Here is an 18,518-nt window from a genome sequence, read left to right on the forward strand (position 1 = left end):
GCGGCCCGCGACCAGGCTCTGAACAGATGAGCATTTCAAAAAGACCGGAGTTTTCCGATCGACTAAAAGAGTCGGGAGCCCTGTTGGACTCCCGACCCGGAAACTGCCTTTAAGTCTGAGGGTTACAGCGATAAGGCTGTTCAGACGTTCTCGAACATGGCACTGATGGACTCTTCGTTGCTCACGCGGCGAATGGATTCGGCGAGCAGCCCAGCCATGCTGAGGGGGCGGATTCTATCACAATTTTTGGCTTTGTCACCCAGCGGGATGGTGTCGCACACCACCAGTTCGTCCAGCTCCGAGTTGTTGATGTTCTCGATAGCCGGGCCGGAAAGTACCGGGTGAGTAATGTAGGCAACCACGCGGGAGGCGCCGTGCTCTTTGAGCGCGTTGGCGGCTTTGCACAGTGTGCCGGCGGTGTCGACGATGTCATCCACCAGGATGCAGGTCTTGTCGCGGACGTCACCGATGATGTGCATTACCTGGGAAACGTTGGCCTTGGGGCGACGCTTGTCGATAATGGCCAGGTCGGCATCATCCAGGCGCTTGGCAACAGCACGGGCGCGGACAACGCCGCCTACGTCCGGAGATACGACGACAAAGTTCTCGAACCGCTGTTTTTCGATGTCTTCAAGCAGTACCGGGGTGGCGTAGATGTTGTCCACCGGGATATCGAAGAAGCCCTGAATCTGGTCGGCGTGCAGGTCTACGGTCAGCACACGATCCACGCCAATGCTGGAAATCATGTCGGCGACCACTTTGGCGCTGATGGCTACCCGGGTAGAGCGAACGCGACGATCCTGGCGGGCATAGCCGTAGTAAGGAATAACGGCAGTGATTCGTGTGGCGGATGCACGACGCAGGGCGTCAGCCATCACGATCAGTTCCATCAGGTTGTCGTTGGTGGGGTAGCAGGTGGGCTGGATAATGAAAACGTCGTGACCACGAACATTCTCATTGATTTCAACGGTGGTCTCGCCATCGCTGAAGCGGCCTACAGTGGCCTGGCCCATGGGAATATGGAGTTTTCTGGCAATATCACGCGCAAGTTCGGGGTTGGCATTGCCAGCGAAAATCATCAATTTGGACACGACAGCATCCTTCTCAGTATCGGCGTTTGATTCAGAAGAAGCGGGAGAAAGGTGGCTGGGGTGGCAGGATTCGAACCTGCGCATGACGGGATCAAAACCCGTTGCCTTACCACTTGGCGACACCCCAATATCATCGTGCTTTTTTGGCATCATTTCAGCTCTGTCAGCTTTTTGTGCAGAGGTGACTGGTTCACCCCTTTAGCTACGAACCCCGTGATGCCGGAGGGTTTGCTTTCCCAGATAATCCGGGCTGCGGATTCTGTCGGGAAACGTCCAAAAATGCAAGCCCCGGTTCCGGTTAATCTTGCAGGTCCGAATTGTGAAAGCCACTCCAGGCTCTGGTTAACCTCAGGATACAGTTTTCGAACTACATCCTCACAGTCGTTTCGGTACCTCGAGGCGTCTCCCTCAAAAGCGGGGCGTATTTTGATTTTTGGTGTGTCCCTTGTCAACCCTTCGGCTGAAAAAATCTTTCCGGTGCAGATGTTGCACTCGGGTTTGAGCACCACAAACCAGTCTTCCGGCGGGTTTGTGGGGGTCAGTTTTTCGCCGACACCCTCGCCAAAGGCTGCATGGCCACGCACAAATACCGGCACATCGGCGCCCAGGCGCAGGCCGATTTTTGCAAGCTGGTCTTCGCCCAGATTCAGTCCCCAGAGGCGGTTCATTGCAAGCAGGGTGGTTGCGGCGTTGGAGCTGCCGCCACCCAGGCCGCCGCCCATGGGCAAGCGTTTGTGGAGGTGAATGGTAACGCCGGGGAGCGTGTTCTCAGTGGTTGCGGCCAGGGCTTTGGCTGCCCTGATCACCAGGTTGTCACTGTCCGGAACACCTGGTACGGGTTCTGCCAGTCGTATGCCGGGCTGCTCCGGAGTCAGTGTGAACGTGAGTTCGTCGCCATAGTCCAGAAACTGGAACAGGGTCTGGAGCTCGTGGTATCCGTCCGGGCGCCGGCCAACGATATGCAGGAACAGGTTGAGTTTGGCGGGCGAGGGCAGGGTAATCCAGTTTAACAATACTCAGTCCTCTTGTTGCCATTCGCTGATGACCACGCGTACCCGTTTGTCGCCGTTCAGGGCTGTGATCCGGGCAGGAAGCGCGGGCAGGCTGTCAATGAATGGCTGCCAGCGGTCATAGCGAATTTCCCAGCCATCCTGCCGCAGGATGGCCAGTTGGTGCTGTTCGTCGAACAGCAGGCGGAAATCACCCTCCGGCGCCGGCAATCCTCGAACCCACCAGGCGAGGTTGTCGATGGGCAGGTTCCACCCTGTAGCGGCGGCCACCAGGGTTTCCGGGTCTGAGGACTGGTAGGTCTCACCATTGGCCAGGGTTAATTCTATGAAGCCCGGAACGCCCGTGAGTCGTGTTGTGCCCATGCCCAGGAATGAGGATGACAGCGAGAGGTCGTAGCGTTCACCCTGCTGGCGCCAGCCGTTGATAATGGCAGTGCCGCTGTCTGAGGGTTGTTTTACCGCCAGCTTTCCTCTCAGTTGCCATTGGTCAAAGCGGCTCAGGTGGTTGCTGCGCTCGGCCCAGTCGGCGGGCGGCTGGTTGGTCATGCCCTCGGGCAAGGGTTCCAGCTGGATGGTGGTACAGCCGGTTATGGCACCGGTTAGCAGTGCCACGCCGAGTAGTCTTCGGATCATTGGTCGGCCCCATCACTGGTCAACCGGTCGATGGTTTCCCGAAGAATTTCATGGTCCGGGTTCTGGTCCAGTCCTTCTTCCCAGATGATGCGTGCCTGTTCTTCATTACCGGTTACCCACAGGACTTCGCCATAGTGTGCCGCTACTTCCGGGTCCGGGTAGGCTTCCCAGGCACGGGCCAGAAAGTCGAGGGCCTGATTCGTTTCGCCCTGGCGAAACAGTATCCATCCCATGCTGTCCAGAATGGCCGGGTTTTCCGGGTCCAGCTCAAGGGCTTTTTCAATATAACCGCGGGCTTCATCCAGGCGATTGGTACGCACCGTCAGAATGTAGCCCAGGGCGTTCAGAGCAACGGCATTTTCCGGTTGCGCTTCAAGGATGGTTTTCAGGTCCTGCTCTGCGCCAGTCGGTTCTCCCATGGTGTCTTGCAGCATCGCCCGTGCATAGCGCAGTTCAACATTGTTCGGGTAGTTTTCCAGCGCAGCATCAGCTGCGGTCAGGGCTTGTTTATTTTGCTCCTGATCGATCAGCAGATTCACCTCCAGCAGCCAGAATTTCTCGGCATGGTCCGGGGCCCTTTCGCGCAGGCTCTGGATGTGGGCAATGGCCTGGTCCAGATCGCCGGCCTGGGCTTGCAGTTCACTGGCGCGGGCCAGCGACGGGAAGAAATAATTTCCCCGTTCCACGCTCTGGTAGTATTCGATCGCCTGGTCCGTATTGCCGGCATCTTCCTCAATGCGTCCCAGGTAATAGCTGGCTTCGTCCTCGTGGTGGCCCTGCTCGATCAGGCGGGTCAGTTCCTCCCGGGCCAAGGCGGGCTGCTGATTTTCCAGGGCGACCAGGGCGTGTGAAAGTCTCAGCCCCGGTGTGTCCGGATAGCGTTTTACCAGCCGTTCAAATTCGTCCTGGGCGGCCTGCAGTTCGCCCTCGTTAATCAGCATGCGGCCATAGAGGGTGCCCATCTGGCGGTTGTCCGGGAAGCGCCGGGTATTGGTCGTCAGGTAATTCAGGGCCTCACGTTTCTGCCCGGTCTGGTAGAGCAGATCGCCCTTGAGGATGATGGCGGGCTGGAAGTTCGGCGCCTGCTCAAGCAACTGGTTAATCTGCCGGAGGGCGACGGTCGGGGTGCCGGTAATTTTTTGCAGCAGGGCAATGCTGTACTGCAGTTCGGGGTTATCCGGGTGCTTGACTGCCAGTTGACTGTAGAGCGTCAACAGCTCCTGTTGCTGCGCTGGCGGCAGGCCCGCGGCCATGGCTGCCAGGCTGTCAAAATCCGCGTCTTCTCCCTGGTCCATGATCTGCTCCATATGGAACAGGGCGTTTTCCAGTTTCTGGCGCTTGACCGCCTGAATGGCCGATATCCGATGTGCCTCCAGATTGTCGGGGTCCACGTCCAGCCAGAGCGTAGCCAGTTGTTGCTGGGCATTGTCTGCATTCAGAGACTGGGCGATCCGCATGGCCCGCTCAATCACGCCGGTGTCCCGTGAGGTTTTCGCAGCCTGGAGGTAATTGACCAGGGTGACATCGTAGCGCCCACGCTGGCCGGCCACTTCAGCCGACAGAAGCTGATAAAGCACTTCCGGTTCGAATTCGGCATAGTTGATGGGCGTGGCAGGCGGGGTAGCTGCGGGGGTATCGGTCCCGGTTACCTCATCGGCGGGTTCCGGGGTGCCAGAAAATACGGCGCAGCCCGGAAGTGTGACGAGAGTGAGTCCCAACAGGCAGGTAACCAGATACGGTGCGGATTTTTGCATGCAACTTCCTGTGTGCTATCGGCGATAGGTCTGTGAAAACCGTTTTCTGCCCGGTAATTGAGGCAGATCGGGTTGCGGCCACGGCCAAGGCCCTATAATGGCATAAGCATCTGAACTTGCCCAACCTGTCCGCACTTGCCGAAGGCGACGGGTTTTCGGGTGGCGACTGAGCAGTTGCCCCGGTAGAATGGCGAGTGATTATCCATAATCTGGGCAGGGTTTTCTGTACTCCAAATGGCACTAGTAACGCTGGGAATCAACCATCGCACCGCACCCGTGGAGATCCGCGAGCGTGTGGCGTTCACGCCGGAGCGAATGGCCGAGGCCTTTTCAGAACTCCGTGCTGCCTCCGGTGCCAGCGAGGCGGCTATCCTGTCCACCTGCAACCGGACGGAGCTTTATCTGGCCGGGGATGATGACTGCGCCCCCTCAGTGCTGCGCTGGCTGGCCGGCTTCCACGAGCTGGATGTGGCCGATCTTGAAAACGTACTCTATGTGCATCGGGATTCCGACGCGGTTCGTCATATGATGCGGGTGGCCGCCGGCCTGGACTCCATGGTGTTGGGCGAACCGCAGATTCTGGGCCAGCTCAAGGATGCCTATGCGCTGGCACGGGAGCACAGCGCCACCGGTTCCTTTCTGTCCCGGTTGTTCGAGCAGACTTTTTCCGTAGCCAAACGTGTACGTACCCAGACAGCTATCGGTGAAAACCCGGTGTCGGTTGCCTATGCCTCGGTCAGCATGGCACACCACATTTTTGCGGACATGTCCCGCAACAAGGCGCTGTTGATTGGTGCCGGGAAAACCATTGAGCTGGTAGCCCGACACCTGGCAGAAGCCGGCGTGCGCAGTTTTCTGGTGGCCAACCGTACACTGGAGAAGGCCCAGGCGCTGGCAGAAGCCCACGGAGGTAAAGGCATTCTGCTCTCGGAAATTCCGGATCATCTTTCCGATGTGGATATCGTGATTTCCTCCACCGCCAGCCCCTTGCCGATTCTGGGCAAAGGCGCGGTGGAAAGGGCGTTGAAGAAGCGTAAACACCGGCCCTATTTCATGGTCGACATTGCCGTGCCCCGGGACATCGAACCGGAAGTGGCGTCGCTGGCCGATGTCTACCTCTATACCGTAGACGACCTGCGTCAGGTGATTGAAGAGAATATTCGCTCCCGGGAAGGCGCGGCCCGTGAGGCGGAAAATCTGATCAGCAGTGGCGTTCAGGATTTTCTGGATCAGCTGCGTGCCCTGGATGCGGTTTCCACCCTCAAGGTGTTCCGTCAGCGAGCAGAATTGCTGCGTGATGCGGAAACCGAGAAAGCCCTGCGCGCCCTGCGCAACGGTACTGATCCTGAGACGGCTCTGCGCTCACTGGCGCGGGGCCTGACCAACAAACTTCTGCACCAACCCTCGGTTCAGGTACGCAAGGCGATGGCCGAAGGCCGTACCGAAGTGACCGAATGCCTGAGGGAGCTTTACCAGCTGGACGCACTGGAAGCTGACGAGCCCACCACCACGGAAAAACTATGAAACCATCCATCCAGTCCCGCCTCGAACAGCTTGTTGAACGGTTCGAGGAGGTGAACGCGTTGCTGAGTGATGCATCGGTGATTGCCAATCAGGATAAATTCCGGGACCTGTCCCGCGAATTCGCCGAGATTGAACCGGTGGTCAAGTGTTTTCAGGCTTGGCGACAGTCTCTGGAGGACATCGATGCGGCCACGGAGCTGGCCAAAGACGGCGATGCAGACATGCGGGAAATGGCCGAAGAGGAGCTGGCCAGTGCCCGGGCTCGCAGTGAAGAGCTGGATGAAGAATTGCAGCGGTTAATGCTGCCCAAAGACCCCAATGACACCAAGAACGTGTTCCTGGAAATCCGTGCCGGCACCGGGGGCGATGAAGCCGCTATCTTTGCCGGCGACCTGTTTCGCATGTATTCCCGCTATGCCGAGAAACGCCGGTGGCAGGTCGAGGTGCTCAGCGAAAATGAAGGGGAGCACGGCGGTTTCAAGGAAATCATCGCCCGCCTCTCTGGCGATGGCGTTTATGGCACGCTGAAATTTGAATCCGGTGCGCACCGGGTGCAGAGAGTGCCGGAAACCGAATCCCAGGGCCGCATTCACACCTCGGCCTGCACGGTTGCCGTGATGCCGGAGGCCGACGAAGCCGAAGCAGTTGAGATCAACAAGGCCGACCTGCGGGTGGATACCTTCCGCTCCTCCGGTGCCGGTGGTCAGCACGTGAACAAAACTGACTCGGCCATCCGTATCACCCACCTGCCCACGGGCATTGTGGTGGAGTGCCAGGAGGAACGTTCCCAGCACAAGAACCGCGCCAAGGCCCTGAGCCTGCTGGCCTCCCGCCTTCAGAATGCCGAGCTGGAAAAGCAGCAGAAAAGCATGGCGGAAACCCGCAAGAGCCTGGTGGGCAGCGGTGACCGTTCCGAACGTATCCGCACCTACAACTTCCCCCAGGGCCGGGTAACGGATCATCGTATCAACCTGACTCTGTACAAGCTCGACGAAGTCATTGCCGGAGACCTGGACGCCGTGGTGGTTCCCTTACAGCAGGAACACCAGGCAGAACTGCTGGCAGATATGGCCAATGAGCAACAGTGAATGTTCGCTCAGCTGTGAGGCCCTGCTGAGAGAAGCGGCACGCCGGATTGGTGGTGAATCTCCCAGGCTGGATGCCGAACTCCTGTTGAGCCATATCACCGGCCTGACCCGCACCAGTTTCCGGGCGTGGCCGGAGCGGGACGTGCCGGTGGAGCAGGCAGAGCGGTTCTTCGCGTTGGTGGGCGAGCGTGCCAGCGGCCAACCCGTTGCCTATCTGCTGGGGGAGCAGGAGTTCTGGTCTCTCCCTCTGAAAGTCAGTCCGTCCACCCTGATCCCCCGGCCAGATACGGAGTGCGTGGTAGAGGCCGCGCTGTCGCTGGAATTACCCGCCCGCGCAAGCGTGCTGGACCTCGGCACCGGGACCGGTGCTATCGCGCTGGCGCTGGCCAGTGAACAGCCTGGCTGGCAGATTATGGCCAGTGACCGTGTGGAAGACGCGGTCGAGCTGGCCCGGGAAAACAGCCAGCGCCTGGGGCTGCCCATTACCGTGGTAAAGAGCCACTGGTTTGACCAGATTCCCGCCGGTACTTTCGACCTTCTGATTTCCAATCCACCGTATATACCGGCCAGCGACCGTCATTTAAGGGAAGGCGATGTGCGCTTCGAGCCTGAATCTGCCCTTGTGGCCGGAGACGATGGCCTGGACGATATCCGCCTGCTGGTGACCGAAGGACTGAGCTGGCTCAATCCCAATGGCTGGATGCTGCTGGAACATGGCTACGACCAGGGCAGCGCCGTACGGGATTTGTTTGCCAAAGCCGGATGGCGCAACATAGAAACCCGCAAAGATTACGGCGGCAATGACCGCATGACCCTGGCCCGGAAACCGGCCAGCGACCGATAGCGAGAACAACCATGCTCAGCGACGAAGAACTCCTCCGCTACAGCCGGCAAATCCTGATGCCCCGGTTCGACATCGCCGGCCAGGAAAAACTCAAAGCCGCCCACGTACTGGTTATTGGCGCCGGCGGCCTGGGTTGTCCTGTGGCCCTCTACTTGGGCGCCGCAGGTATTGGCCACCTGACTCTGGTTGACGATGACCAGATCGAACTGGCAAATCTGCAGCGCCAGATCGCCTATGAGCAAAGCTGGCTGGGCGATTCAAAAGCCGAGCGTCTGGCAGAGCGGGTGAGGGCGATCAATCCGGAAATTACCGTTAACGCAGTCAATCGCCGGGTGGATGGCGATGATCTGCGACAGCTGGTGAGCGAATCCACACTGGTGCTGGACTGCACGGACAACTTCAACACCCGGTTTGCATTGAACCGGGCTTCGGTTTCTTCGAAAGTACCCCTGGTTTCGGGTGCTGCAATAAGAGGTGAAGGCCAGCTTTCCGTTTACGATCCTCGCCAGTTGGAAAGCCCTTGTTACCACTGTCTGTATCCTGAACAGGGCAACGAAGACCTGACCTGCTCAGAAGCCGGCGTCATCGCTCCGCTCGTCGGCATGATCGGCTCTGCTCAGGCCATGGAAGCTGTAAAGGTTATCTCAGAAGTGGGTAAACCATTGGTAGGCCGCCTGTTGATTCTGGACGCCTGGCAGACGGAATGGCGGGAGATGAAGCTCGCCAAAGACCCGGGTTGTCCTGTGTGCGCAGGCTAGTACCAGAGTAGTGCCGGGTTGGGGATGCCCTTCCAAAAATTTGCGGAGCCATGGATGGCGGAGCAGAAGCGCCACAGGGATGTGCCGTAAGGAGCGGTTTTTGGAAGGGCATCCCCAACCCGGTACGGCGGTTCAAGCACCAAAAGCTCAGTCTTTCAGCGCCTGAAACCTGGCGATGGCTTCTTTGCGGGACTCTTTCAGGTCCACAATGGGTCTGGGGTAGCCTTTTGGGATAACACCACCCTTGGAAGGATCATGAATCCGCTTGTTGTCCAGCTTTGCCAACTCGGGCACCCAGTTCCGAATAAACTCCCCCTTCGGATCAAACCGCTCACTCTGGGTCACCGGATTGAACACCCGAAAGTAGGGCGCAGCATCGGTACCCGTTGAGGCACTCCACTGCCAGCCGCCATTGTTGGACGCCAGAAAGCCATCCACCAGATTCTGCATGAACCAGGCCTCACCCAACCGCCAGTCTATGAACAGGTTCTTGGTCAGAAACATGGCGGTGATCATCCGTAAACGGTTATGCATCCAACCGGTGGTTTTGAGCTGACGCATGGCGGCGTCCACAATAGGAATGCCGGTGCGCCCTTCTTTCCAGGCTTCAAAGTTGTCACCGGGCTTGTTCCACAGCAGCGCTTCGGTTTCTTCCTTGAACGCCCTGCCCATACTTACCCTCGGGTAGTGGTAGAGGATGTTGATGTAGAAGTCCCGCCAGGCGATCTCGTTGATCCAGGTTTCGATGCCCTCGCCGGAAGCACCGGCTTGCCTGGCGGCAATCAGGCATTGGCGCCCGGACAAGACGCCGCTGGCCAGGTATGGCGATAGCTGGCTGGTGCCGTCCAGGGCAGGGAAGTCGCGGTTGTCTTTGTAGTCTTTGGCGCGCTCGGCCAGGAATGTTTCCAGCAGGTCGTGGGCGGCGTCTTCTCCGGTGGGAACCAGGGCTTCCGGTGCATCGCTGAACGGTGCGGGTAGAGTGTCGGTCTGCTCGGCCTGTACTTCAGGGGCCTGGGCTGAGGGCGCCGGGTAAAGCGTGGGCTGGGTTTCTTCTATCCAGGTGCGCCAGCGCCGCGAAAACGGGGTAAACACCGAATAGGGTTCGTTCTGCTGGGTCAGTATCTGGCCCACCGGTGCCACGGTCTGGTCACGGTATTTGTTTACCTTGACAGACAGCTCGTCCAGGCGGTCGTGTACCTGCTTGTCGCGGCGGCGTTCGTTGATGCCGTACTCTTCGTTGAAGTGCAGGGCGGTAATGCCGTGCTTTTTGCAGAAAGACTCAAGCGGGCCGAGGCTGTCGGCAAAGGTGTCTGCGTGCAGGAATGACAAACCAATGCCCAGCTTTGCCAGGTGCCGGGCCAGGCTGTTGGCGTGGTCCAGGGCAAACTGCACCCGGGCGGCAGACCAGTCATGTTGGCGCCACTGCTGCGGGGTGACGATAAAGCATGCCCGCACGGGGTCGCCGCTGCGGCAGGCAGCAGTCAGGGCAGGGTTGTCGGCAAGGCGCAGATCGTTGCGGAACCAGACCAGCTGTGTCATTGGAACATCCATCTTGGCCAGAGGGTGAATAAGGGTAATTACACTCTTAAATCATTGGCTTGTATATTCGCTGCCGGGGCGATACTGGATTATAGTTAAATATCTCAGCCTGCTATGAAAAGGAGCATTTTCCGCAGCATGACTGTTTCTTCCGAAGGCCAGCGCGACGGTGTCTGGGCACGCCCTTACCAACTGGCTTCCGGCCAGACCCAGCAACACCAATTGGGGCATGTGCAGTTGTGGGTCACCCTGCTGGACCTGGAATGGCAGGTCCGGTTTGTAGTGCGGCAGCCTCAGTCAAACCAAGACCCGCTAACCTGGTTCGAGCGCCTTGGCCACAGCCTGCCGTCGTCGGACATCCCCGTACAGCGTTTCGTGCGTTCCGGTGATAACGGCGAGGTGTGTTTTATTCCCGCCATGGCCAGCTTGCCCACGGTTATCCGCCCGTCCCAGCCTTTAACCGTGCCGGCCGGTGGCCAGTGCGTGCTCTATGTGGGTACCAACCTCTGGATGAAGGTGTGCGTGGGCGAGGGCCGCAGTGAACTCACAGAAGTGCCGCTGGCGGTGCCGTCACGAACCTGGCTGGGCCGGAATTCGATGGAGGGGGAAATCTGCTATGCCTCTTCCACCTACGGCCGGCTGGCACTGGAGGCCGTGCCCAAGCGGCCGTGGCGGGCGGTTACGCCGGTTACCATCATCAACCGCCGGGAAAAGCCTTTGTTACTTGAACGGTTCAGCCTGCCCACACCGCTGTTGTCGGTGTACCGTAACGGGCAAGGGCTGCTTTGGACGCCGGGGGTAACCGTAGAATGCGAAACCGATATGAACTCGGCCAGCCTGCGTATCGATCAGTCGCCCCCGAAAGCCGCCGGTGAATGCGACCTGCTGGCACCGGCCCGGGAAAAACTCGCCAAGGGCCGGAGGCTGGTTCGTGCGTTTGATCATATATTCGGTTAATCACGGCACAGGGAGCCACGAAGGTGCTTGAAACGTTACAGACAACCATCGCACAGGTGATCGGCAGTATTGCCTGGGGCAAGTGGCTTTCCGCCGGCTTTATCCTGGTGTTGGGTATTATTCTGGCCACGGTTGTTGCCCGCAGTGCCGGCCGCCTGGTAGAAGCCCGCACCACTCGCCATCACCAGGTGATGATTCGGCGGGTGTTCTTCTACCTGATCTTCATCCTGTTTGCCATTGCGGCTCTCCGGGAGGCGGGTTTTTCGCTGGAAGTGGTGCTGGGCGCAGCGGGTATTCTTACCGTGGCGATCGGCTTTGCCTCCCAGACCTCGGCCTCGAACATTATCAGCGGCTTGTTCCTGGTCATGGAGAAGCCGTTCGAGATTGGCGATACCATCGAGGTAGATGCCACCATCGGCGAGGTGGTCGCCATCGACCTGCTGAGTGTAAAGCTGCGCACGCCCGACAACCTGTACGTGCGCATCCCCAATGAAACTCTGATCAAAACCCGGGTGGTGAACCGGTCCCGGTTTCCGATCCGGCGGGTGGACCTGTTGGTGGGGATTGCCTATGCCGAAGACGTGGAAAAGGTGCGGGACCTGCTGCTGCGCCTGGCGCAGCAGAACCCGGTCTGCCTGGAAGAGCCCAAGCCCTTTGTGCTGGTAACCGGGTTTGGCGCGTCATCGGTGGATTTGCAGTTTTCGTTCTGGGTGCCTAAAGGCGAGTTTTTTGATGGCCGGGGTGGCATGATGATCGCAGTGAAAAAAGCCTTGGATGAGCACGGCATTGAAATACCTTTCCCCCATACCAGCGTGTATGCCGGTAGTCATTCCGAGCCCTTCCGGGTGCAATTGATGGCCCCGGAACAACAAAAAGATAAGGATTCCCCGGATGTCGACAGAAACGACTGAAGTGATCAAAACCACCCCGCCCACACCGGCAAAAAACAAGGTGGCACTAGGCTGGCGCGAATGGGTGGGCCTGCCGGACTTGGGTATTGGCCGGATCAAGGCCAAGGTAGACACAGGTGCACGCACCTCGTGCCTGCACACTTTCCGTACCGAACCCTACACCGAAAACGGCGAGCGCCGGGTGAAATTCTGGGTACACCCGGTCCAGAACGACCTGCACCATGTGGTGGAATGCGATGCCCGGGTGCTGGACGAGCGCACGGTATCGGATTCCGGTGGCCACAAGGAACAACGGCTGGTTATTGAAACCACACTGGTACTGGGCGACCAGAGCTGGCCCATTGAAATGACCTTGACCAACCGGGACTCCATGCGGTTCCGGATGTTACTGGGGCGCACCGCCATGGCGGGGCGAACCACCATTTATCCCGAAGCTTCTTACCTTGCCGGCGAGCCGGCACCAAGGAAATGACTATGAAAATTGCGGTACTGTCGCGAAACCGCCACCTCTATTCCACCCGTCGCCTGGTGGAGGAGGGCATCAATCGTGGCCACGAAGTGAAGGTGATAGACGCGCTGCATTGCTCCATGAACATCACGTCTGCGAACCCGCTGATCCATTACCACGAAGAAGTGCTGGAAGACTTCGACGTGGTGATTCCCCGGATTGGCGCATCGGTTACCTTCTACGGTACTGCGGTGCTGCGCCAGTTCGAGATGATGGGCGTTTTCCCGTTGAATGAATCGGTGGCCATTACCCGCTCCCGTGACAAGCTGCGCTCCTTGCAATTGCTGGCCCGCAAGGGTGTGGGCATGCCGGTAACCGGGTTCGCCAACAAGCCGGACAACGTGCCGGAACTGCTGAAGATGGTGGGCGGTGCTCCGGTGGTTATCAAACTGCTGCAGGGCACCCAGGGCATCGGCGTGGTGCTGGCGGAAACCCGCAAGGCAGCGGAATCTGTGATTGAAGCCTTTATGGGCCTGAAGGCGGACATCCTGGTGCAGGAATTTATCAAGGAAGCCGGCGGTGCCGACATTCGCTGCTTTGTGATTGGCGACAAGGTTATTGCTGCCATGAAACGCCAGGGCGCTGAAGGCGAATTCCGCTCCAATCTGCACCGCGGTGGCACCGCCTCGCTGGTGAGAATTACTCCGGAAGAGCGCCGAACTGCCATTACTGCCGCCAAAGCCATGGGCCTGAACGTCGCCGGCGTGGACCTGCTGCGTTCGAGCCGAGGTCCGTTGGTGATGGAAGTAAATTCCTCGCCTGGCCTGGAGGGTATTGAAAATGCCACCGGAAAGAACGTGGCGGGCATGATCATCAACTGGACCGAAAAGAACTATAAACCCTGGAAAACCAAAACCCGGGGCAGGGGATAAGAAGGCATGGCCAGAGCTCCATTTGAGATTGCCGGCGTAGAGGTGAAAGCCGGTACCCGGGAGACCGTGGAAGTCCCGGTGGCAAAACTCTACACCCATACCCCGCTGCATATTCCGGTGGAAGTGGTACACGGCCGCCGGGATGGCCCGGTATTGATGGTCTGTGGCGCCATCCACGGCGATGAGATCAACGGTGTTGAAATCGTCCGCCGTGTATTGAAGAACTCCGCGCTGCGGCACCTTAGGGGCACCCTGGTGGCGGTCCCGATTGTCAATATCTTCGGGTTTGTACAGCGTACCCGCTACCTGCCCGACCGGCGGGATCTGAACCGGTGTTTCCCGGGCTCTGAAAGTGGTTCTCTGGGCGGGCGTATTGCCTACCTTCTGCGCACCCAGATCATGGAAAGCGTCACCCACATTATCGATCTGCATACCGGTGCCATTCACCGGTTCAACCTGCCGCAGATCCGCGCCGAGCTGAAAAATCCGGAAACTTCCCGAATGGCGGAAGCCTTTGGTGCGCCAATCATTATCAATGCCGGTCTGCGCGAAGGCAGCCTGCGGGCCTATGCCGATTCGCTGGATATTCCGGTGATCACCTTTGAAGGCGGGGAAGCCCTGCGCTTTGATGAAGTGGTTATCGCCAGCGGTGTTAAAGGCGTAATCCGGGTAATGCGGGAGCTGGAAATGGTACCCGCCAAGAAAGGCCCCAAGGCGCCGAAAAAGCGCTCGGAGACGGCGGCCAATTCCCAGTGGGTGCGGGCAGACATCGATGGCATCATGCGCCCGGTGGCCAGGCTGGGCCAGAAGGTTCGCAAGGGACAACGGCTGGCCATGGTGGCCGATCCCTTTGGCGAGACCGAAGTGGCCATCACCTCGCCCTGCTCCGGGATCGTCATCTGCGTGAACAATCTGCCCTTGGTGAATGAGGGCGAAGCGATCTACCACGTGGCGCGGTTCGACGAGTTGGGTGAAGCGGAGAAGGCCATGGACTACTTCCGCAGTTCCTTCGAGAACGAAGTGTCGGAGGAAGCCGTGGTGCCGGTACACCCCTGGGACGAACTTCAGAAATAACCGAACGTTGGAGTACCTATGATCTGGCACCAGAACATCATTGAGCTGGCACCGCTGCCGCGGGGCTTCAATCTCGTGACCAACGAGATCCTGGCCCAGGCGCCGGAGCTGACCAACTGCGAGGTGGGGTTGCTGCACCTGTTCATTCAGCACACCTCCGCTTCCCTGGCCATCAATGAAAACGCCGACCCGGACGTACGTGGCGATCTGGAGCGTCACTTCAACGTGATGGTGCCGGAACACGCTGATTATTACGAGCACACCCTGGAAGGCCCGGATGACACCACCTCTCACATCAAAAGCGTGATCATCGGGCCGTCACTGACTATTCCCATCAGCCACGGCCACCTGGCTCTCGGTACCTGGCAGGGGATTTACCTTTGCGAACACCGGAATCATGCCGGTGGTCGTAAAATTGTGGCGACTTTGCAGGGGCGTTGGTAAGCGTTCAGGCGCTCCCCATAGAGGTGGGTGGGTTTCCACCCATAGGCGATTCTTCTCTGGGTGGAGATCCACCCATTAATTGCATGTCCTCCCGGCCAATCCGGCTTAGAAATCTGTTTTATAAGTAGTTTCCCGAACTGGCCTGGCCCTTGCTGATAGCTCCCCCAGCGAGGCCGGGCAGGCCTCATCAGCACCCAACCAACAAAATGAATCGGGAGCATTTCTTATGAAACTTCAAACCATTCTGGCGGCTGCGATCGCCTCCTCCGTTGTTGCTGGCCCTGTGATTGCCCAGGATCGTGCCGGCTGGCCCGAGAGCTTTACCGTTGGCACGGCAAGCCAGGGAGGCACCTACTTTGCCTATGGCTCCGGCTGGGCAAATTTCGTGGCGGAGAATCTGGGGGTGTCTGGTGGCGCAGAAATCACCGGCGGCCCGGTTCAGAACATGGCGCTGGTTCACACCGGAGATCTGAAGTTTGGCCTGACCACCATGGGCCCGGCCCGTGAGTCCATGGAAGGCGAGAGCCCGCTGGCACCGGGCATGAAGATGGACAACGTGTGTGCCATGTTCCCGATGTATGAAACCCCGTTCTCCATTGCCACGCTGTCCAGCTCCGGTATTACCAGCATCTCCGAGATTCCGGACGGCGCCACCATTGGTTTCGGGCCGGCCGGTTCCACCTCAGATACCTACTTCCCGCGCATGATGGAAACGCTGGGCGTCAAGTTCGAGCGCCGTAACGGCAGCTGGTCAGACCTCGGTGGCCAGCTTCAGGACGGTCTGATTGATGTGGTGGCTTTCGCAGCCGGTATTCCCATTCCGGCGGTCAGCCAGCTGGAAGTCCAGACCGACGTTAACGTGATTGGCATGAACGACGACGAAGCCAAGAAGATCGTCGATAACTTCCCGGTGTCTGAATTCGTGATTCCGGCCAGCACCTACCAGTCCCTGGATGCTCCGTCCCGTGTGGTCTCCATGTGGAACTTCGCCATGGTGAACTGCGACATGCCGGAAAGCTTTGTGTATGAAATCACCAAGCTGACCATGGAGAACAACGACAAGATGGTGTCGATCCACAAGGCAGCGCGCCACTCCATTCCCGAGAACTACACCAAGAACAAGGTACTGCCCTGGCATCCGGGTGCAGCACGCTGGTTCAACGAGAACGGCTATCCCATCGAAGACGCAGCCATCAAGCAGTAATGAACCTGGCCGAAGGGTCGCCTGAAGACCCTTCGGCATCCGGTCGATACCGATTCACCGCCTCTCAGACAGGCAGGACTTATCATGACCAAAGAACAATCCCATGCCAGCGGCGAAACGCAGCTGGCAGAAAACCTGACGGTCAATGAAGACCATGTATTGGCTCACAATGTGGATGACGAACCGGTAGAGGCGAACCGTCGCCTGTACACCGGTATTTTGCTGAAGTTCGTGGTGTTGCTGGCCATTGCCTATTCGGCGTTTCACCTCTACACCCTGAACGTGTCGCCCATGGAAACCTGGTCGTTCCGTATTGTCCACGTGGCCGGTGCCTTGGTGTTGGGCTTTATCCTGTTTGCCGGTGCACGTTTTGTGTCCGGTGAAGAAGGTGCCGCACGGCATCGCTGGACCACCTGGTTTGCGGCGGTGGCACTGATTCCAGCGCTCTATGCGCTGTACCAGACTTACGTGTTTCACCAGATGATTCTGGGTGGCACCCTGCGTATTCCCGCGGAACTTGAAACCTGGCATTTTGGCTGGCCGCTGCTGGCGGCTTCCGGTGTGGGTATTGTCATGAGCTGGTTCCACCAGCGCGACCGTGCCCGGTTCAGCGTGCCGGATCTCGTTCTGATCGTCTGCTCTGTGGCGGTTGCCGCCTACCTGCTGGTGGTGTTCAACACCTCCATGCGGATGACCACCGGCACCGCTTTCGCTCCCGTGGGAATTTCTTTCGCCGCCGTGGCCGGTACCGCGCTGATTATGGAGCTTACCCGCCGGGTCGCCGGTATGGCTCTGGTGGTGATTGCGCTGGTGTTTCTTGCCTACGTTTTCGCCGGCCCCTACCTTCCGGGCTTTCTGGGGTATCCCGGGTTGTCGGTTCAGCGCTTCTTCAGCCAGGTGTATACCGATGCCGGTATTCTCGGGCCGACCACGGCAGTGTCTTCGACCTACATTATCCTGTTCATTATCTTTGCCGCGTTTCTGCAGGCGTCGAAGGTAGGTGACTACTTTGTGAATTTCGCCTTTGCAGCGGCTGGCCGGTCCCGGGGTGGTCCCGCCAAAGTCTCCATTTTCGCCTCTGGCCTGATGGGTATGATCAACGGCACCAGTGCCGGGAACGTGGTATCCACTGGTTCCCTGACCATCCCCTTGATGAAGCGGGTTGGCTACAGCAAGGAATCCGCCGGCGCGGTTGAAGCAGCAGCGTCTACAGGCGGGCAGATCATGCCGCCGATCATGGGTGCGGGTGCCTTCATCATGGCGGAGATTACCGGTATTCCCTATACCGAAATTGCCATTGCGGCGATTATTCCGGCGATTCTGTACTTTGCCTCGGTCTACTTCATGGTCGATTTCGAGGCCAAGAAGCTGGGTATGCGGGGCATGCGCGAAGACGAGCTGCCCAATTTGCGCCTGATGCTGCGCCAGGTATACCTGTTTGTGCCCATCATCATTCTGATCGTGGCGTTGTTCCAGGGCTACTCGGTGATTCGTGCCGGTACTCTGGCCACGATTTCTGCGGCGGTGGTCAGCTGGATTTCCCCCAACAAGATGGGCCTGCGGCAGATTCTGCATGCGTTCGAGATAGCGGCCTATATGTCGATTCAGATCATCGTGGTCTGTGCGGCCGCCGGTGTCATTGTGGGTGTGATCTCACTCACCGGCGTTGGCGCGCGGTTCTCGGTGCTGTTGCTGGATGTGGCGGCCCACAGTCATCTGCTGGCTCTGGTGTTTGCCATGTTTATTTCCATTCTGCTGGGCATGGGCATGCCGACCACCGCAGCTTATGCCGTTGCAGCTTCGGTCGTGGCTCCGGGCCTGGTGCAGTTGGGGATTGAGCCGCTGACGGCGCACTTCTTTGTCTTCTACTTTGCCGTGGTCTCGGCCATCACGCCGCCTGTGGCACTGGCGTCCTATGCGGCGGCGGGTATTTCCGGTGCCAACGCCATGTCCACATCGGTCGCATCATTCCGGATCGGCATTGCGGCGTTCATCGTGCCCTTCATGTTCTTCTACAACAGTGCGCTGTTGATGGAAGGAGGGTGGTTCGAAATCGGACGGGCGCTGATTACCGCTACCTTTGGCGTGTACCTGCTGTCTGCCGGTGTGCTGGGCTGGTTCGCACGGTCGTCCGCCCCGGTTCTGGTACGGTTGTTACTGGTGGCCGCAGCCCTGCTGACCATCGAGGGTGGTTTGTGGACGGATCTGGCCGGTATCGCGCTGGCGGTAATCGCCATGCTCATCCAGCGCAAGCGTGCGCCGGCTCTGGCCGCAGCCTGATCTGGCCAGTACCCGGAGGACAACCTG

17 protein-coding genes and 1 tRNA gene are annotated in these 18,518 nt (G+C 58.9%); 12 read left to right on the forward strand and 6 right to left on the reverse strand.

The window, feature by feature from the left end; translation table 11 throughout:
- Positions 1-140: 140 nt before the first annotated feature.
- From ACF8YQ_RS03940 to ACF8YQ_RS03960, 5 genes are all read right to left on the reverse strand, one after another.
- Positions 141-1,091, reverse strand: coding sequence for a ribose-phosphate diphosphokinase (locus tag ACF8YQ_RS03940; protein ID WP_011785828.1), 951 nt, complete (start codon positions 1,089-1,091; stop codon positions 141-143).
- 52 nt (positions 1,092-1,143) lie between these two features.
- A tRNA-Gln gene (locus ACF8YQ_RS03945) sits at positions 1,144-1,218 on the reverse strand.
- Positions 1,219-1,240: 22 nt separating this feature from the next.
- Complete coding sequence (gene ispE, locus ACF8YQ_RS03950; protein WP_396622642.1) at positions 1,241-2,104, reverse strand: 4-(cytidine 5'-diphospho)-2-C-methyl-D-erythritol kinase; 864 nt, start codon at positions 2,102-2,104, stop codon at positions 1,241-1,243.
- Between the two features lie 3 nt (positions 2,105-2,107).
- Positions 2,108-2,734 carry a lipoprotein insertase outer membrane protein LolB gene (gene lolB, locus ACF8YQ_RS03955; protein ID WP_023011481.1) on the reverse strand — a complete coding sequence of 209 codons (627 nt, stop codon included), beginning with the start codon at positions 2,732-2,734 and terminating at the stop codon, positions 2,108-2,110.
- Complete coding sequence (locus tag ACF8YQ_RS03960; protein ID WP_396622643.1) at positions 2,731-4,488, reverse strand: tetratricopeptide repeat protein; 1,758 nt, start codon at positions 4,486-4,488, stop codon at positions 2,731-2,733. The genes lolB and ACF8YQ_RS03960 overlap by 4 nt, the downstream gene beginning before the upstream one ends.
- Before the next feature lie 234 nt (positions 4,489-4,722).
- On the opposite strand from ACF8YQ_RS03960, the gene hemA reads away from it, so the two are divergent.
- The 4 genes from hemA to ACF8YQ_RS03980 are packed head-to-tail and all read left to right on the forward strand — an operon-like array spanning position 4,723 to position 8,702.
- Entirely contained in the window at positions 4,723-6,012 is a 1,290-nt protein-coding gene (hemA, locus tag ACF8YQ_RS03965) for a glutamyl-tRNA reductase (RefSeq protein ID WP_014420702.1), read from the forward strand.
- On the forward strand, positions 6,009-7,100 hold the full coding sequence (prfA, locus tag ACF8YQ_RS03970) for a peptide chain release factor 1 (RefSeq protein WP_011785823.1): 1,092 nt from the start codon (positions 6,009-6,011) through the stop codon (positions 7,098-7,100). Before hemA ends, prfA begins: the two co-directional genes overlap by 4 nt.
- Positions 7,087-7,944, forward strand: coding sequence for a peptide chain release factor N(5)-glutamine methyltransferase (prmC, locus tag ACF8YQ_RS03975; protein ID WP_396622644.1), 858 nt, complete (start codon positions 7,087-7,089; stop codon positions 7,942-7,944). Before prfA ends, prmC begins: the two co-directional genes overlap by 14 nt.
- An 11-nt stretch (positions 7,945-7,955) precedes the next feature.
- The gene (locus ACF8YQ_RS03980; RefSeq protein ID WP_396622645.1) at positions 7,956-8,702 is read left to right on the forward strand and encodes a HesA/MoeB/ThiF family protein; all 747 of its coding nucleotides are present in this window, start codon (positions 7,956-7,958) and stop codon (positions 8,700-8,702) included.
- A 147-nt stretch (positions 8,703-8,849) separates the two neighbouring features.
- Here the strand turns inward: ACF8YQ_RS03980 and phrB are convergent, their stop codons facing one another.
- Positions 8,850-10,241, reverse strand: a complete 1,392-nt coding sequence (phrB, locus tag ACF8YQ_RS03985) for a deoxyribodipyrimidine photo-lyase (protein WP_396622646.1) — start codon at positions 10,239-10,241, stop codon at positions 8,850-8,852.
- A gap of 138 nt (positions 10,242-10,379) precedes the next feature.
- Here phrB and ACF8YQ_RS03990 point away from each other — a divergent pair, with 138 nt between their 5' ends.
- The 8 genes from ACF8YQ_RS03990 to ACF8YQ_RS04025 all read left to right on the forward strand — a co-directional run bounded on the left by ACF8YQ_RS03990 (position 10,380) and on the right by ACF8YQ_RS04025 (position 18,491).
- Positions 10,380-11,198 (forward strand): hypothetical protein, encoded by an 819-nt coding sequence (locus ACF8YQ_RS03990; RefSeq protein WP_396622647.1) that lies wholly within the window; start codon positions 10,380-10,382, stop codon positions 11,196-11,198.
- Between the two features lie 23 nt (positions 11,199-11,221).
- Positions 11,222-12,109 (forward strand): mechanosensitive ion channel family protein, encoded by an 888-nt coding sequence (locus ACF8YQ_RS03995; protein WP_396622648.1) that lies wholly within the window; start codon positions 11,222-11,224, stop codon positions 12,107-12,109.
- Positions 12,090-12,581: an ATP-dependent zinc protease gene (locus ACF8YQ_RS04000; RefSeq protein WP_396622649.1), complete on the forward strand. Its 492-nt coding sequence runs from the start codon at positions 12,090-12,092 to the stop codon at positions 12,579-12,581. The genes ACF8YQ_RS03995 and ACF8YQ_RS04000 overlap by 20 nt, the downstream gene beginning before the upstream one ends.
- 2 nt (positions 12,582-12,583) lie before the next feature.
- The gene (gene rimK / locus ACF8YQ_RS04005) at positions 12,584-13,489 is read left to right on the forward strand and encodes a 30S ribosomal protein S6--L-glutamate ligase (protein WP_058091875.1); all 906 of its coding nucleotides are present in this window, start codon (positions 12,584-12,586) and stop codon (positions 13,487-13,489) included.
- Between the two features lie 6 nt (positions 13,490-13,495).
- Positions 13,496-14,563 (forward strand): succinylglutamate desuccinylase/aspartoacylase family protein, encoded by a 1,068-nt coding sequence (locus ACF8YQ_RS04010; RefSeq protein WP_023011486.1) that lies wholly within the window; start codon positions 13,496-13,498, stop codon positions 14,561-14,563.
- A gap of 18 nt (positions 14,564-14,581) precedes the next feature.
- Positions 14,582-15,007: a secondary thiamine-phosphate synthase enzyme YjbQ gene (locus ACF8YQ_RS04015; RefSeq protein WP_278350376.1), complete on the forward strand. Its 426-nt coding sequence runs from the start codon at positions 14,582-14,584 to the stop codon at positions 15,005-15,007.
- A gap of 226 nt (positions 15,008-15,233) precedes the next feature.
- Positions 15,234-16,211, forward strand: a complete 978-nt coding sequence (locus ACF8YQ_RS04020) for a TAXI family TRAP transporter solute-binding subunit (RefSeq protein ID WP_396622650.1) — start codon at positions 15,234-15,236, stop codon at positions 16,209-16,211.
- Positions 16,212-16,295: 84 nt separating this feature from the next.
- A complete protein-coding gene (locus tag ACF8YQ_RS04025; protein ID WP_396622651.1) occupies positions 16,296-18,491 on the forward strand; it encodes a TRAP transporter permease in 2,196 nt (731 codons plus the stop codon).
- Positions 18,492-18,518 lie beyond the last annotated feature (27 nt).

The sequence above is a fragment of the Marinobacter sp. W-8 genome, assembly GCF_044342215.1.
GTDB classification, from domain to species: domain Bacteria; phylum Pseudomonadota; class Gammaproteobacteria; order Pseudomonadales; family Oleiphilaceae; genus Marinobacter; species Marinobacter nauticus.

What these genes read in the sequence shown, in the direction of transcription:
- lolB (WP_023011481.1), bottom strand. Translation starts at nt 2,734, where the DNA reads ATGATCCGAAGACTACTCGGCGTGGCACTGCTAACCGGTGCCATAACC.
- ACF8YQ_RS03960 (WP_396622643.1), bottom strand. Translation starts at nt 4,488, where the DNA reads ATGCAAAAATCCGCACCGTATCTGGTTACCTGCCTGTTGGGACTCACT.
- hemA (WP_014420702.1), top strand. Translation starts at nt 4,723, where the DNA reads ATGGCACTAGTAACGCTGGGAATCAACCATCGCACCGCACCCGTGGAG.
- prfA (WP_011785823.1), top strand. Translation starts at nt 6,009, where the DNA reads ATGAAACCATCCATCCAGTCCCGCCTCGAACAGCTTGTTGAACGGTTC.
- prmC (WP_396622644.1), top strand. Translation starts at nt 7,087, where the DNA reads ATGAGCAACAGTGAATGTTCGCTCAGCTGTGAGGCCCTGCTGAGAGAA.
- ACF8YQ_RS03980 (WP_396622645.1), top strand. Translation starts at nt 7,956, where the DNA reads ATGCTCAGCGACGAAGAACTCCTCCGCTACAGCCGGCAAATCCTGATG.
- phrB (WP_396622646.1), bottom strand. Translation starts at nt 10,241, where the DNA reads ATGACACAGCTGGTCTGGTTCCGCAACGATCTGCGCCTTGCCGACAAC.
- ACF8YQ_RS03990 (WP_396622647.1), top strand. Translation starts at nt 10,380, where the DNA reads ATGACTGTTTCTTCCGAAGGCCAGCGCGACGGTGTCTGGGCACGCCCT.
- ACF8YQ_RS04000 (WP_396622649.1), top strand. Translation starts at nt 12,090, where the DNA reads ATGTCGACAGAAACGACTGAAGTGATCAAAACCACCCCGCCCACACCG.
- rimK (WP_058091875.1), top strand. Translation starts at nt 12,584, where the DNA reads ATGAAAATTGCGGTACTGTCGCGAAACCGCCACCTCTATTCCACCCGT.
- ACF8YQ_RS04010 (WP_023011486.1), top strand. Translation starts at nt 13,496, where the DNA reads ATGGCCAGAGCTCCATTTGAGATTGCCGGCGTAGAGGTGAAAGCCGGT.
- ACF8YQ_RS04015 (WP_278350376.1), top strand. Translation starts at nt 14,582, where the DNA reads ATGATCTGGCACCAGAACATCATTGAGCTGGCACCGCTGCCGCGGGGC.
- ACF8YQ_RS04020 (WP_396622650.1), top strand. Translation starts at nt 15,234, where the DNA reads ATGAAACTTCAAACCATTCTGGCGGCTGCGATCGCCTCCTCCGTTGTT.
- ACF8YQ_RS04025 (WP_396622651.1), top strand. Translation starts at nt 16,296, where the DNA reads ATGACCAAAGAACAATCCCATGCCAGCGGCGAAACGCAGCTGGCAGAA.